At 52.2% G+C, this 14,776-nt stretch carries 12 protein-coding genes; all 12 read left to right on the top strand.

The annotated features are described in order from the left end of the window. The first annotated feature begins 25 nt into the window (after window positions 1–25). The 12 genes from ispU (at window position 26) to accA (ending at window position 14,679) form a co-directional block, all read left to right on the top strand. Window positions 26–784, top strand: a complete 759-nt coding sequence (ispU, locus tag OGV74_RS21120) for a (2E,6E)-farnesyl-diphosphate-specific ditrans,polycis-undecaprenyl-diphosphate synthase (RefSeq protein WP_003018543.1) — start codon at window positions 26–28, stop codon at window positions 782–784. A 12-nt stretch (window positions 785–796) separates the two neighbouring features. Then, the gene (gene cdsA / locus OGV74_RS21115; RefSeq protein ID WP_003018541.1) at window positions 797–1,654 is read left to right on the top strand and encodes a phosphatidate cytidylyltransferase; all 858 of its coding nucleotides are present in this window, start codon (window positions 797–799) and stop codon (window positions 1,652–1,654) included. An 11-nt stretch (window positions 1,655–1,665) separates the two neighbouring features. After that, a complete protein-coding gene (gene rseP, locus OGV74_RS21110; protein ID WP_003018539.1) occupies window positions 1,666–3,018 on the top strand; it encodes a sigma E protease regulator RseP in 1,353 nt (450 codons plus the stop codon). Between the two features lie 29 nt (window positions 3,019–3,047). Beyond that, a complete protein-coding gene (bamA, locus tag OGV74_RS21105; RefSeq protein ID WP_003018536.1) occupies window positions 3,048–5,471 on the top strand; it encodes an outer membrane protein assembly factor BamA in 2,424 nt (807 codons plus the stop codon). Between the two features lie 122 nt (window positions 5,472–5,593). Then, the gene (gene skp / locus OGV74_RS21100) at window positions 5,594–6,079 is read left to right on the top strand and encodes a molecular chaperone Skp (RefSeq protein ID WP_003018533.1); all 486 of its coding nucleotides are present in this window, start codon (window positions 5,594–5,596) and stop codon (window positions 6,077–6,079) included. Between the two features lie 3 nt (window positions 6,080–6,082). Continuing rightward, window positions 6,083–7,108, top strand: a complete 1,026-nt coding sequence (gene lpxD / locus OGV74_RS21095) for a UDP-3-O-(3-hydroxymyristoyl)glucosamine N-acyltransferase (RefSeq protein WP_003018531.1) — start codon at window positions 6,083–6,085, stop codon at window positions 7,106–7,108. Window positions 7,109–7,211: 103 nt separating this feature from the next. Then, window positions 7,212–7,667 carry a 3-hydroxyacyl-ACP dehydratase FabZ gene (gene fabZ / locus OGV74_RS21090; protein ID WP_003018528.1) on the top strand — a complete coding sequence of 152 codons (456 nt, stop codon included), beginning with the start codon at window positions 7,212–7,214 and terminating at the stop codon, window positions 7,665–7,667. Window positions 7,668–7,670: 3 nt separating this feature from the next. Continuing rightward, complete coding sequence (gene lpxA, locus OGV74_RS21085) at window positions 7,671–8,459, top strand: acyl-ACP--UDP-N-acetylglucosamine O-acyltransferase (protein ID WP_003018525.1); 789 nt, start codon at window positions 7,671–7,673, stop codon at window positions 8,457–8,459. Beyond that, window positions 8,459–9,607, top strand: coding sequence for a lipid-A-disaccharide synthase (gene lpxB / locus OGV74_RS21080; protein WP_003018522.1), 1,149 nt, complete (start codon window positions 8,459–8,461; stop codon window positions 9,605–9,607). Before lpxA ends, lpxB begins: the two co-directional genes overlap by 1 nt. Next, window positions 9,604–10,200: a ribonuclease HII gene (gene rnhB, locus OGV74_RS21075; RefSeq protein WP_003018518.1), complete on the top strand. Its 597-nt coding sequence runs from the start codon at window positions 9,604–9,606 to the stop codon at window positions 10,198–10,200. Before lpxB ends, rnhB begins: the two co-directional genes overlap by 4 nt. 24 nt (window positions 10,201–10,224) lie before the next feature. Beyond that, window positions 10,225–13,707 carry a DNA polymerase III subunit alpha gene (gene dnaE / locus OGV74_RS21070; protein WP_003018516.1) on the top strand — a complete coding sequence of 1,161 codons (3,483 nt, stop codon included), beginning with the start codon at window positions 10,225–10,227 and terminating at the stop codon, window positions 13,705–13,707. A 12-nt stretch (window positions 13,708–13,719) separates the two neighbouring features. Continuing rightward, window positions 13,720–14,679, top strand: a complete 960-nt coding sequence (gene accA, locus OGV74_RS21065) for an acetyl-CoA carboxylase carboxyl transferase subunit alpha (RefSeq protein WP_003018513.1) — start codon at window positions 13,720–13,722, stop codon at window positions 14,677–14,679. Window positions 14,680–14,776 lie beyond the last annotated feature (97 nt).

The raw sequence follows: 14,776 nt of genomic DNA, 5'->3' as shown, positions 1-14,776 counted from the left end.
TCCTTTCAGGGACTAATAACGCGTTATGTTGTCTGCAACTAAACCATTAAGCGAAAATTTGCCAGCACATGGTTGTCGCCATGTCGCAATTATCATGGATGGCAATGGCCGCTGGGCGAAAAAGCAAGGGAAGATTCGCGCCTTTGGGCATAAGGCCGGAGCAAAATCCGTCCGCCGGGCTGTCTCTTTTGCTGCCAATAACGGTATTGATGCGTTAACGCTGTATGCCTTTAGCAGTGAGAACTGGAACCGACCTGCGCAGGAAGTGAGCGCGTTAATGGAACTGTTTGTGTGGGCACTTGATAGTGAAGTGAAAAACCTGCACCGCCATAACGTACGTCTGCGTATTATCGGGGATATCAGTCGATTTAACTCTCGTTTGCAAGAACGGATTCGCAAATCAGAAGCGATTACTGCCCAGAATACCGGGTTGACGCTGAATATTGCAGCGAATTACGGTGGACGGTGGGATATAGTCCAGGGGGTCAGGCAACTGGCACAACAGGTGCAGGATGGTCTGCTGCGTCCAGAGCAAATCGATGAAGAGATGCTTGGGCAGCAAATTTGTATGCATGAACTGGCTCCTGTGGATTTAGTGATAAGGACTGGGGGAGAGCATCGAATTAGTAATTTTCTGTTGTGGCAAATTGCCTATGCCGAACTTTACTTTACGGATGTTCTCTGGCCCGATTTCGATGAACAAGACTTTGAAGGTGCGCTGCATGCCTTTGCTAATCGTGAGCGTCGTTTCGGCGGCACCGAGCCCGGTGATGAAAAAGCCTGATGGGGGTCGCTTTTGCTGAAGTATCGCCTGATTTCTGCTTTTGTTTTAATACCCGTTGTCATCGCGGCGCTGTTTTTGCTGCCGCCGGTGGGGTTCGCCATTGTCACGCTGGTCGTTTGTATGCTGGCCGCCTGGGAATGGGGACAGTTAAGCGGTTTTACCACGCGTACACAGCGAGTCTGGCTGGCGGTTTTGTGCGGGCTATTGCTGGCGCTAATGCTGTTCTTACTGCCGGAATACCATCGCAATATTCATCAGCCGCTGGTTGAAGTATCGCTGTGGGCGTCGCTGGGCTGGTGGGTCGTGGCGCTGTTGCTGGTATTGTTTTATCCCGGCTCTGCGTCGGTCTGGCGTAATTCCAAAACATTACGCATAATTTTCGGCGTGTTAACCATTGTTCCGTTCTTTTGGGGAATGCTGGCGCTACGTGCATGGCACTATGATGAGAATCATTATAGTGGCGCGCTATGGCTGCTGTATGTCATGATCCTCGTTTGGGGAGCGGACTCTGGTGCGTATATGTTTGGTAAGCTGTTTGGCAAACATAAGCTGGCACCGAAGGTTTCTCCTGGTAAAACCTGGCAGGGTTTTATTGGCGGACTCGCCACTGCGGCCGTGATCTCATGGGGTTATGGCATGTGGGCGAATCTTGAAGTTGCGCCTGTCACCTTGCTCATTTGCTCCATCGTTGCAGCCCTGGCCTCCGTGCTGGGTGACCTGACCGAGAGTATGTTTAAGCGTGAAGCAGGTATTAAGGATAGTGGTCACTTAATTCCAGGACACGGTGGTATTCTGGACCGTATTGATAGCCTGACGGCTGCGGTACCGGTCTTTGCCTGCCTGTTGTTACTGGTATTCAGGACGCTCTAACGGATGGTCTTATGCTGAGTATTCTCTGGAATCTGGCTGCATTCATTGTCGCACTTGGTGTGCTTATCACCGTGCATGAATTTGGTCATTTCTGGGTTGCGCGGCGCTGCGGAGTCCGCGTCGAACGCTTTTCCATTGGTTTTGGAAAAGCGCTTTGGCGGCGTACCGATAAATTAGGTACGGAATACGTTATCGCCCTGATTCCCCTCGGCGGTTACGTCAAAATGCTGGATGAGCGCGCTGAACCAGTCGCACCGGAGCTGCGCCATTACGCTTTCAACAATAAAACGGTTGGACAACGCGCAGCCATCATCGCCGCAGGTCCGATTGCAAACTTCCTTTTTGCTATTTTCGCTTACTGGCTGGTGTTTATCATCGGTGTCCCTGGTGTTCGTCCGGTTGTTGGTGAAATAACACCCAACTCGATTGCCGCGCAGGCGCAAATTCAGCCGGGTACGGAACTAAAAGCGGTTGATGGTATCGAAACCCCTGATTGGGATGCCGTGAGATTGCAACTGGTAGCCAAAATTGGCGATGAGCATACGACTCTCAGCGTAGCGCAGTTTGGCAGTAACCAGCGTCAGGACAAAACGCTGGATTTACGTCAGTGGGCATTTGAGCCAGACAAAGAGGATCCCGTCTCCAGTTTAGGGATTCGTCCGCGCGGTCCGCAGATTGAACCGGTGCTGTCAGAAGTGCAGGTTAACTCCGCTGCAAGTAAGGCAGGTTTGCAAGCAGGCGACAGGATCGTTAAAGTCAATGGTCAGCCGCTGACGCAATGGATGACGTTTGTGACGCTGGTGCGCGATAATCCGGATAAGCCGTTAGCGCTAGATATTGAAAGACAAGGAAGTTCCTTGTCTTTAACGTTAACCCCAGATTCAAAACAGGTTAACGGGAAGGCAGAAGGTTTTGCGGGCGTGGTGCCTAAAGTTATTCCTCTGCCTGATGAGTATAAGACTGTACGCCAGTATGGGCCATTCAGCGCCATCCTCGAAGCCTCGGATAAAACGTGGCAGTTGATGAAGCTGACGGTCAGTATGCTGGGAAAATTGATTACCGGTGATGTAAAACTGAACAACCTCAGTGGGCCGATTTCTATCGCCCAGGGGGCTGGGATGTCAGCGGAGTTCGGGGTTATTTATTACCTGATGTTCCTTGCGCTTATCAGCGTGAACTTAGGGATAATCAACCTGTTTCCGTTGCCCGTTCTTGACGGGGGGCATCTGCTGTTCCTGGCGATTGAAAAGCTGAAGGGCGGTCCGGTATCCGAGCGGGTTCAAGACTTTAGTTATCGCATTGGCTCTATCTTGCTGGTGTTGTTAATGGGGCTTGCACTTTTCAATGATTTCTCTCGGTTGTAAGAGAGTGTTAGGAAGAACGCATAATAACGATGGCGATGAAAAAGTTGCTCATAGCGTCGCTGCTGTTTAGCAGCGCCACCGTATACGGTGCTGAAGGGTTCGTAGTGAAGGACATTCATTTCGAAGGCCTACAGCGAGTCGCCGTTGGTGCGGCTCTCCTCAGTATGCCGGTGCGCACAGGCGACACGGTTAATGATGAAGACATCAGTAATACCATTCGTGCTCTGTTCGCCACCGGTAACTTTGAGGATGTCCGCGTCCTGCGCGATGGTGATACCCTTCTGGTTCAGGTAAAAGAGCGTCCGACGATTGCAAGCATCACTTTCTCCGGTAATAAATCGGTGAAAGATGACATGCTCAAGCAAAACCTCGAGGCGTCTGGCGTGCGTGTTGGCGAGTCTCTGGATCGCACCACGCTTGCCGATATCGAAAAAGGCCTGGAAGATTTCTACTATAGCGTCGGTAAGTACAGCGCCAGTGTGAAAGCGGTGGTGACGCCGTTGCCGCGTAACCGCGTTGACCTCAAGCTGGTCTTCCAGGAAGGTGTTTCGGCGAAGATCCAACAGATCAATATCGTCGGCAACCATGCCTTCACGACTGACGAACTTATCTCTCACTTCCAGTTGCGTGATGAAGTACCGTGGTGGAACGTGGTGGGCGATCGCAAATACCAGAAACAGAAACTGGCGGGCGACCTTGAAACCCTGCGCAGTTACTATCTGGATCGCGGTTATGCCCGCTTCAATATCGATTCCACTCAGGTCAGCCTGACGCCGGATAAAAAAGGTATCTACATCACCGTTAACATCACAGAAGGCGAGCAGTACAAGCTTTCTGGTGTTCAGGTGAGCGGTAACCTGGCCGGGCACTCTGCCGAAATTGAGACCCTGACGAAGATCGAGCCAGGTGAACTCTATAACGGCACCAAAGTGACCAAAATGGAAGATGATATCAAGAAGCTCCTGGGTCGCTATGGCTATGCCTATCCGCGCGTACAGTCGCAGCCTGAAATCAACGACGCTGACAAAACCGTTAAATTACGCGTAAACGTGGATGCGGGTAACCGTTTCTATGTGCGTAAGATTCGTTTTGAAGGTAACGACACCTCTAAAGATTCCGTTCTGCGTCGCGAAATGCGTCAGATGGAAGGTGCATGGTTGGGCAGCGATCTGGTCGACCAGGGTAAAGAGCGTCTGAACCGTCTGGGTTACTTTGAAACAGTTGATACCGATACTCAGCGTGTTCCGGGCAGACCGGATCAGGTTGATGTAGTCTACAAGGTCAAAGAGCGTAACACCGGTAGCTTTAACTTCGGCGTCGGTTACGGTACCGAGAGCGGCGTGAGCTTCCAGGCTGGCGTTCAGCAAGATAACTGGTTAGGTACCGGTTATTCTGTTGGCATCAACGGCACCAAAAACGACTACCAGACCTATACTGAGTTGTCTGTGACTAACCCGTACTTCACCGTTGATGGTGTGAGCCTGGGTGGCCGTGTCTTCTATAACGACTTTGAAGCGAATGATGCGGATCTGTCCGACTATACCAACAAAAGTTATGGTACAGACGTAACGCTTGGCTTCCCGGTAAACGAATACAACACGTTGCGTGCCGGCCTGGGTTATGTACATAACAAACTGTCCAACATGCAGCCGCAGGTTGCGATGGATCGTTATCTTGAGTCAATGGGCGAGACCAATACCAACAGCTTTGCCGCTGATGACTTCACCTTTAACTACGGTTGGACGTACAACAAACTGGACCGTGGATATTTCCCAACGGACGGTACACGCGTCAACCTGAACGGTAAAGTGACCATTCCGGGTTCTGATAACGAATACTACAAAGTGTCGATGGATACCGCGACCTATGTGCCGATCGATGACGATCACAAGTGGGTGGTTTTAGGACGTACGAAGGTAGGCTATGGCGACGGCATTGGCAGCAAAGAAATGCCGTTCTATGAGAACTTCTATGCAGGTGGTTCCAGCACCGTGCGTGGCTTCCAGTCGAATACTATCGGTCCAAAAGCAGTCTACAAAAACGGTGCTTACGCCAGTGGTTCTGATAATAGTGACTACGAAGAGTGTTCCAACGCAGACGGTAAGGACTGTAAATCGGATGACGCAGTGGGCGGTAACGCCATGGCTGTCGCCAGCCTGGAGTTTATTACCCCAACGCCGTTCATTAGCGACAAGTATGCCAACTCGGTTCGTACCTCGTTCTTCTGGGATATGGGTACCGTTTGGGATACTAACTGGCAGGATAGCGCTCAAACACGTGCTATAGGTGTGCCGGACTACAGTGATCCAAGTAATATCCGTATGTCAGCGGGTATCGCTTTACAATGGATGTCCCCATTGGGGCCGTTGGTTTTCTCCTACGCCCAGCCGTTCAAGAAGTACGATGGAGACAAAGCGGAACAGTTCCAGTTTAACATTGGTAAAACCTGGTAATTGTTCTTCGCAAAGGAATGTAGTGGTAGTGTAGCGATGACTTTAGGCGATCTTGCATGGGATCGCCTGGCCACGCAAAGAACTGCACCTTCGGGTGCAAATGGGATGGTAAGGAGTTAATTGTGAAAAAGTGGTTATTAGCTGCAGGTCTCGGTTTAGCGATGGCAACGTCCGCACAAGCGGCTGACAAAATTGCAATCGTCAACATGGGTAGCCTGTTCCAACAGGTTGCACAGAAGACAGGCGTTTCTGCTACGCTGGAAAACGAGTTCAAAGGCCGTGCCAGCGAATTGCAGCGTATGGAATCCGATCTGCAATCTAAGATGCAGCGTCTGCAATCAATGAAAGCAGGTAGCGATCGTACCAAGCTGGAAAAAGACGTTATGGCTCAGCGCCAGACTTTCTCTCAGAAAGCTCAGGCTTTTGAGCAGGATCGTGCGCGTCGCTCCAACGAAGAACGTGGCAAACTGGTTACTCGTATCCAGACTGCTGTGAAATCTGTTGCCAGCAGCCAGAGCATCGATCTGGTCGTTGACGCAAACACCGTTGCATACAACAGCAGCGATGTAAAAGACATCACCGCTGACGTACTGAAACAGGTTAAATAAGTAATGCCTTCAATTCGACTGGCTGATTTAGCAGAGCAGTTGGATGCAGAATTACACGGTGATGGCGATATCGTCATCACCGGCGTAGCGTCCATGCAATCTGCGCAAACTGGCAATATCACGTTCATGGTGAATCCTAAGTACCGTGAACACTTAGGCGTATGCCAGGCTTCTGCCGTAGTAATGACGCAGGACGATCTTCCTTTTGCTAAAAGTGCCGCGTTGGTAGTGAAGAATCCCTACCTGACCTATGCACGTATGGCGCAAATTCTAGATACCACGCCTCAGCCTGCACAGAACATTGCACCGAGTGCAGTGATCGATGCAACGGCGAAGCTGGGTAATAATGTCTCTGTGGGCGCAAATGCGGTCATTGAGTCTGGCGTAGAACTGGGTGATAACGTCGTTATCGGCGCAGGCTGCTTCGTCGGAAAAAATACTAAAATCGGTGCAGGTTCACGCTTGTGGGCGAATGTGACGATTTACCACGACATTCAGATCGGTGAGAATTGCCTGATCCAGTCAAGCACTGTCGTTGGATCTGATGGATTTGGTTACGCGAACGATCGCGGTAACTGGGTAAAGATCCCGCAACTTGGTCGCGTGATTATCGGCGATCGCGTTGAGATCGGCGCTTGTACCACCATTGACCGTGGTGCTCTGGACGATACTGTGATCGGTAATGGTGTTATCATTGATAACCAGTGCCAGATTGCGCATAACGTTGTGATTGGCGACAATACGGCAGTAGCCGGTGGCGTCATTATGGCGGGTAGCCTGAAGATTGGCCGTTACTGCATGATTGGCGGCGCCAGCGTGATCAATGGGCATATGGAAATATGCGACAAAGTCACGGTGACTGGCATGGGTATGGTGATGCGTCCTATCACCGAACCCGGCGTCTATTCCTCAGGCATTCCGCTACAACCCAATAAGGTATGGCGTAAAACAGCTGCACTGGTGATGAATATTGATGATATGAGCAAGCGCCTCAAAGCGATTGAGCGCAAGGTTAATCAACAAGACTAAAGCACCGTTTTTGCATGTCTGACTTTTCGGCCTGTCCCATTCATACGATTGCGACAGGCCGTGTTATTATTGCCTTTTAGTATATTTTGACAGGAAGAGTATTTTGACTACTAACACTCATACTCTGCATATTGAAGAGATTTTAGAACTTCTGCCGCACCGTTTTCCGTTTCTGCTGGTTGATCGCGTGCTGGATTTTGAAGAAGGTCGTTTTCTGCGCGCAGTGAAAAATGTATCCGTTAACGAGCCTTTCTTTCAGGGCCACTTCCCGGGTAAACCTATTTTCCCTGGCGTATTGATTCTGGAAGCGATGGCACAGGCTACCGGTATCCTTGCGTTTAAAAGCGTAGGAAAACTGGAACCAGGCGAACTGTATTATTTCGCGGGTATTGACGAAGCACGCTTTAAGCGTCCTGTCGTGCCTGGCGATCAGATGATCATGGAAGTGACTTTCGAGAAAACGCGCCGTGGCCTGACCCGTTTTAAAGGGGTTGCGCTGGTCGACGGTAAAGTTGTGTGCGAAGCAACGATGATGTGTGCCCGTAGCCGGGAGGCCTGATACGTGATTGATAAATCCGCCTTTATTCACCCGACCGCCATTGTAGAAGAGGGCGCCAGCATTGGTGCCAATGCTCACATTGGCCCATTTTGTATTGTTGGACCCCATGTTGAAATTGGTGAGGGTACCGTACTGAAGTCTCACGTTGTCGTGAATGGCCATACAAAAATTGGTCGCGATAACGAGATCTATCAGTTTGCCTCCATCGGTGAAGTTAACCAGGATCTTAAATATGCTGGCGAACCGACCCGTGTGGAAATTGGCGATCGCAACCGCATCCGCGAAAGCGTCACCATTCATCGTGGCACAGTGCAGGGCGGTGGAGTGACGAAGGTGGGCAGCGATAACTTACTGATGATTAATGCGCATGTCGCGCATGATTGTACGGTAGGAAACCGCTGTATTCTGGCGAATAACGCCACGCTTGCCGGACATGTTTCGCTGGATGATTTTGTTATCATCGGCGGCATGACTGCGGTGCATCAGTTCTGCATCATCGGTGCTCATGTGATGGTTGGCGGCTGTTCTGGTGTAGCCCAGGACGTGCCTCCGTACGTTATCGCCCAGGGCAACCACGCGACGCCGTTTGGCGTCAATATCGAAGGTCTGAAGCGTCGTGGATTCACCCGCGAAGCGATTACCGCGATTCGTAACGCCTACAAAGCGTTGTACCGTAGTGGTAAAACGCTGGAAGAAGTGAAACCAGAAATCGCGGAACTGGCGAAACAGTACCCCGAAGTTCAGGCTTTCAGCGACTTCTTTGAGCGCTCAACGCGTGGCCTGATTCGTTAATGACTGAACAGCGTCCTTTAACGATTGCCCTCGTCGCCGGAGAAACCTCCGGCGATATTCTTGGTGCAGGGTTAATCCGTGCACTCAAGGCTCGCGTTCCCAATGCGCGTTTTGTTGGTGTGGCGGGTCCGCTGATGCAGGCCGAAGGCTGTGAAGCCTGGTACGAAATGGAAGAGCTGGCGGTCATGGGCATTGTTGAAGTGCTCGGACGTCTGCGCCGTTTACTGCATATTCGTGCCGACCTCACTCGCCGATTCACCGACTTAAAGCCGGATGTTTTCGTTGGCATTGATGCACCTGATTTCAACATTACCCTCGAAGGGAACTTGAAAAAACAGGGCATTAAAACCATTCATTATGTCAGTCCGTCCGTCTGGGCGTGGCGACAGAAACGCGTTTTCAAAATAGGCAGATCCACCAACATGGTGCTGGCCTTTCTGCCTTTCGAAAAAGCGTTTTATGACAAATTTAACGTCCCGTGCCGCTTTATCGGTCATACCATGGCGGATGCCATGCCGTTGGACCCGGATAAAAACGCGGCACGTGATATTCTGGGCATTCCTCATGACGCTCACTGCCTGGCGCTACTGCCAGGAAGCCGTGGTGCAGAAGTGGAGATGCTCAGCGCCGATTTTCTGAAAACGGCGCAGCTATTACGCCAGCATTATCCGGATCTCGAAGTGGTGGTGCCGTTGGTGAATGCCAAACGTCGCGAGCAGTTTGAACGCATTAAAGCGGAAGTTGCACCGGAGCTTTCCGTACATCTGCTCAATGGTATGGGACGTGAAGCAATGGTGGCCAGCGACGCCGCACTGCTGGCTTCAGGTACCGCCGCGCTGGAATGTATGCTGGCAAAATGCCCGATGGTGGTTGGCTACCGTATGAAACCCTTCACCTTCTGGCTGGCGAAGCGTCTGGTGAAGACTGATTACGTTTCGCTACCTAACCTGTTGGCGGGAAGAGAACTGGTTAAAGAGCTGTTGCAGGAAGAGTGTGAACCGCAGGCGCTGTCGCAAGCGCTGTTGCCGTTGCTGGCGAAGGGTAAAACCAGCCATGCGATGCACGACACATTCCGTGAACTGCACCAGCAAATCCGTTGCAATGCTGATGAGCAGGCAGCGGATGCGGTCCTGGAGTTAGCGCAATGATTGAATTTGTGTATCCGCATACGCATTTAGTGGCGGGTGTGGATGAAGTCGGACGCGGCCCTTTGGTCGGCGCGGTCGTCACTGCTGCCGTCATTCTGGATCCGGCTCGCCCTATTATCGGTCTTAACGACTCAAAAAAACTGTCAGAAAAACGTCGCCTGGCGCTATTTGATGAAATTAAAGAAAAGGCGTTAAGCTGGAGCCTGGGTCGGGCGGAACCGCATGAAATCGACGAACTGAACATTTTGCATGCTACCATGCTGGCCATGCAGCGTGCGGTTGCGGGTCTGCATATTGCGCCCGAATACGTGCTGATTGACGGCAATCGTTGCCCGGCATTACCGGTACCGTCGATGGCGGTGGTCAAAGGTGATAGCCGTGTGGCGGAGATCAGCGCTGCATCGATTCTGGCAAAAGTGACCCGTGACGCTGAAATGGCGGCGCTGGATACGGTTTTTCCACAGTATGGTTTTGCACAGCACAAAGGTTATCCAACCGCATTTCATCTGGAAAAATTGGCACTGCATGGTGCGACTGAGCACCATCGCCGCAGCTTTGGCCCCGTCAAACGCGCACTGGGACTCTCGTCCTGATTCTTGTGTCGAAGGAATCTGAAGATGTCTGAACCACGTTTCGTCCACCTACGGGTGCACAGCGACTACTCCATGATCGATGGGCTGGCGAAAACCGGACCGCTGGTAAAAAAGGCGGCCGCGTTAGGCATGCCTGCGCTGGCGATCACCGATTTTACCAACCTGTGTGGTCTGGTGAAGTTTTACGGAGCGGGCCATGGCGCGGGTATCAAGCCGATAGTTGGCGCAGATTTTCATGTCCGCAGTGAGCTGTTGGGCGATGAACTCACGCAGCTTACCGTGCTGGCCGCAAATAATACCGGCTATCAGAACCTGACGTTGTTGATTTCGAAAGCCTATCAGCGCGGCTATGGCGCAGAAGGACCGGTTATCGACCGGGACTGGTTGGTCGAGTTAAAAGAAGGTTTGATTTTGCTCTCCGGCGGTCGCATGGGCGATGTCGGACGAAGTCTGCTGCGCGGCAATAACGCACTGGTTGACGAGTGCGTGGCGTTTTACGAAGAACATTTTCCCAATTGCTATTTCCTCGAACTGATTCGCACTGGCAGGCAAGATGAAGAAAATTATCTGCACGCAGCCGTAGCACTGGCCGAAACGCGTGGTCTACCGGTGGTGGCGACTAACGATGTCCGCTTCCTTGAAACCGGAGATTTCGATGCGCATGAAATCCGCGTAGCGATCCACGACGGCTTTACCCTTGATGACCCGAAACGCCCGCGTAACTATTCGCCGCAGCAGTACATGCGCAGCGAAGATGAGATGTGCGAGCTGTTCTCCGATATTCCGGAAGCACTGCAAAACACCGTCGAGATAGCTAAACGCTGCAACGTGACGGTGCGTCTGGGCGAATATTTCCTGCCGCAGTTCCCGACCGGCGATATGACCACCGAAGATTTCCTTGTGGCGAAATCACGCGAAGGGCTGGAAGAACGTCTCGAATTTTTGTTCCCTGACCCTGAAGTTCGTGCGCAGAAGCGCCCACCTTACGATGAACGTCTGGAAGTTGAACTTAAAGTTATCAACCAGATGGGATTCCCGGGCTACTTCCTGATCGTTATGGAATTTATCCAGTGGTCGAAAGATAACGGCGTACCGGTAGGCCCGGGACGTGGTTCCGGTGCTGGCTCACTTGTTGCCTATGCGCTGAAAATTACCGATCTCGACCCGCTGGAATTTGACCTGCTGTTCGAACGTTTCCTTAACCCGGAACGTGTCTCAATGCCCGACTTCGACGTTGACTTCTGTATGGAGAAACGCGACCAGGTCATCGAGCACGTGGCGGAAATGTACGGTCGTGATGCGGTTTCGCAGATTATTACCTTCGGTACGATGGCAGCAAAAGCGGTTATCCGCGACGTGGGCCGCGTACTGGGGCATCCGTACGGCTTCGTTGACCGTATTTCGAAGCTAGTACCGCCCGATCCGGGCATGACGCTGGCAAAAGCCTTTGAAGCCGAACCCCAACTGCCGGAAATCTATGAGGCAGATGAAGAGGTTAAAGCGCTGATCGATATGGCGCGTAAGCTGGAAGGCGTCACGCGTAACGCCGGTAAGCACGCCGGTGGTGTGGTTATCGCACCGACCAAAATTACTGATTTTGCTCCGCTGTACTGCGATGAACAGGGGCTGCACCCGGTTACTCAGTTTGATAAGAACGATGTGGAATATGCCGGTCTTGTGAAGTTCGACTTCCTCGGCCTGCGTACGCTCACCATCATCAACTGGGCGCTGGAAATGATCAACGCGCGCCGTGAAAAGAACGGTGAGCCACCGCTGGATATTGCGGCTATCCCGCTGGATGACAAGAAAAGCTTCGATATGCTGCAACGCTCGGAGACCACGGCGGTCTTCCAGCTTGAATCCCGCGGCATGAAAGACCTGATCAAACGTCTGCAGCCTGACTGCTTCGAAGATATGATCGCACTGGTGGCTCTGTTCCGCCCTGGCCCGCTACAGTCGGGAATGGTAGATAACTTTATCGACCGTAAGCATGGTCGCGAAGAGATTTCCTATCCGGATGTACAATGGCAGCATGAGTGTCTGAAACCGGTACTGGAGCCGACCTACGGCATTATCCTGTATCAGGAACAGGTTATGCAGATTGCCCAGGAGTTGTCCGGGTACACCCTTGGCGGCGCGGATATGCTGCGTCGTGCGATGGGTAAGAAAAAGCCGGAAGAGATGGCCAAGCAGCGCGGCACCTTTGAAGAAGGGGCGAAAAAGCGCGGCGTAGACGGCGAACTGGCGATGAAAATCTTTGACCTGGTGGAGAAATTCGCCGGTTACGGATTTAACAAATCGCACTCCGCTGCCTATGCGCTGGTTTCTTACCAGACTCTGTGGCTGAAGGCGCATTATCCTGCCGAGTTTATGGCGGCGGTAATGACCGCCGATATGGATAACACCGAGAAAGTCGTCGGACTGGTGGATGAATGCTGGCGCATGGGGCTCAAAATCCTGCCGCCGGATATCAACTCCGGGCTTTACCATTTTCACGTGAATGATGATGGCGAGATTGTTTATGGCATCGGCGCGATAAAAGGCGTGGGTGAAGGGCCAATTGAAGCTATTATTGAGGCGCGTAACGAAGGCGGCTACTTCCGTGAGCTGTTTGATCTCTGCGCGCGCACGGATATCAAAAAACTTAACCGCCGGGTGCTGGAAAAGCTAATCATGTCCGGGGCGTTTGATCGCCTTGGCCCGCATCGTGCGGCGTTGATGAATTCGCTCAACGACGCACTAAAAGCCGCCGATCAGCATGCAAAAGCCGAAGCTATTGGTCAGGCCGATATGTTTGGCGTGCTGGCGGAAGAACCGGAGCAAATTGAACAATCCTATGCCAGCTGCCAACCGTGGCCGGAGCAGGTGGTATTAGACGGTGAGCGTGAAACGTTGGGGCTTTACCTGACGGGACACCCCATCAACCAGTATTTAAAAGAAATTGAGCGCTATGTCGGAGGCTACAGGCTGAAAGACATGCATCCGACAGAACGTGGTAAAGTCACCACGGCTGCGGGGCTCGTCATTGCTGCGCGGGTAATGGTCACCAAGCGCGGCAATCGTATCGGCATCTGTACACTGGATGACCGTTCCGGACGTCTGGAGGTTATGTTGTTTACCGATGCTCTGGATAAATACCAGCAATTGCTGGAAAAAGACCGCATACTTATCGTCAGCGGACAGGTCAGCTTTGATGACTTCAGTGGCGGGCTTAAAATGATGGCCCGTGAAGTCATGGATATTGACGAAGCCCGGGAAAAATATGCTCGCGGGCTTGCTATCTCGCTGACGGACAGGCAAATTGATGACCAGCTTTTAAACCGACTCCGTCAGTCTCTGGAACCCCACCGCTCGGGGACAATTCCAGTACATCTCTACTATCAGAGGGCGGATGCACGTGCGCGGTTGCGTTTTGGCGCGACGTGGCGTGTCTCTCCGAGCGATCGTTTGCTAAACGATCTCCGTGGCCTTATTGGTTCGGAGCAGGTGGAACTGGAGTTTGACTAATACAGGAATACTATGAGTCTGAATTTCCTTGATTTTGAACAGCCGATTGCAGAGCTGGAAGCAAAAATCGATTCTTTGACTGCGGTTAGCCGTCAGGATGAGAAACTGGATATTAACATCGATGAAGAAGTGCATCGTCTGCGTGAAAAAAGCGTAGAACTGACGCGTAAAATCTTCGCCGATCTTGGCGCATGGCAGGTAGCCCAACTGGCGCGCCATCCACAGCGTCCGTACACCCTGGATTATGTCCGCCTGGCGTTTGATGAATTTGATGAGCTGGCGGGCGATCGAGCCTATGCGGATGATAAAGCTATTGTCGGCGGTATCGCGCGTCTGGATGGCCGTCCGGTGATGATCATTGGTCATCAGAAAGGCCGTGAGACCAAAGAAAAGATTCGCCGTAATTTCGGCATGCCAGCGCCGGAAGGCTATCGCAAAGCGCTGCGCCTGATGGAAATGGCCGAGCGCTTCAACATGCCGATCATTACCTTCATCGACACCCCAGGGGCTTACCCGGGCGTGGGCGCGGAAGAACGTGGTCAGTCAGAAGCGATTGCGCGCAACCTGCGCGAAATGTCACGTCTGAGCGTGCCGGTAATCTGCACCGTTATCGGTGAAGGTGGTTCCGGCGGCGCGCTGGCTATCGGTGTGGGCGATAAAGTTAATATGCTGCAGTACAGCACCTATTCCGTTATCTCCCCGGAAGGTTGTGCTTCCATTCTGTGGAAAAGCGCCGACAAAGCGCCGCTGGCCGCAGAAGCAATGGGAATTATCGCGCCGCGTCTGAAAGAGCTGAAGCTGATTGACTCTATCATCCCGGAACCGCTGGGCGGCGCGCACCGCAACCCTGAAGTAATGGCTGCGTCCCTGAAGGCACAGCTGCTGGCCGATCTCGCCGATCTCGACGTGTTAAGCAAAGATGATCTGAAAAACCGTCGTTACCAGCGTCTGATGAGCTACGGTTACGCGTAAACTGCATTAATTCTGAAAAGGGCCACAATGCTGTGGCCCTTTTTTTTACCTGTGGTTTGGCCAGGCTATGATTAACTAAGGTTTTTCCAGGAGGAAC

Origin of the sequence: Citrobacter sp. Cf116 (assembly GCF_030336505.1) — a bacterium.
GTDB lineage: Bacteria > Pseudomonadota > Gammaproteobacteria > Enterobacterales > Enterobacteriaceae > Citrobacter > Citrobacter freundii.
Note: the sequence above shows the minus strand (reverse complement) of the source record. Positions and strands in the feature narration are given on the sequence as shown.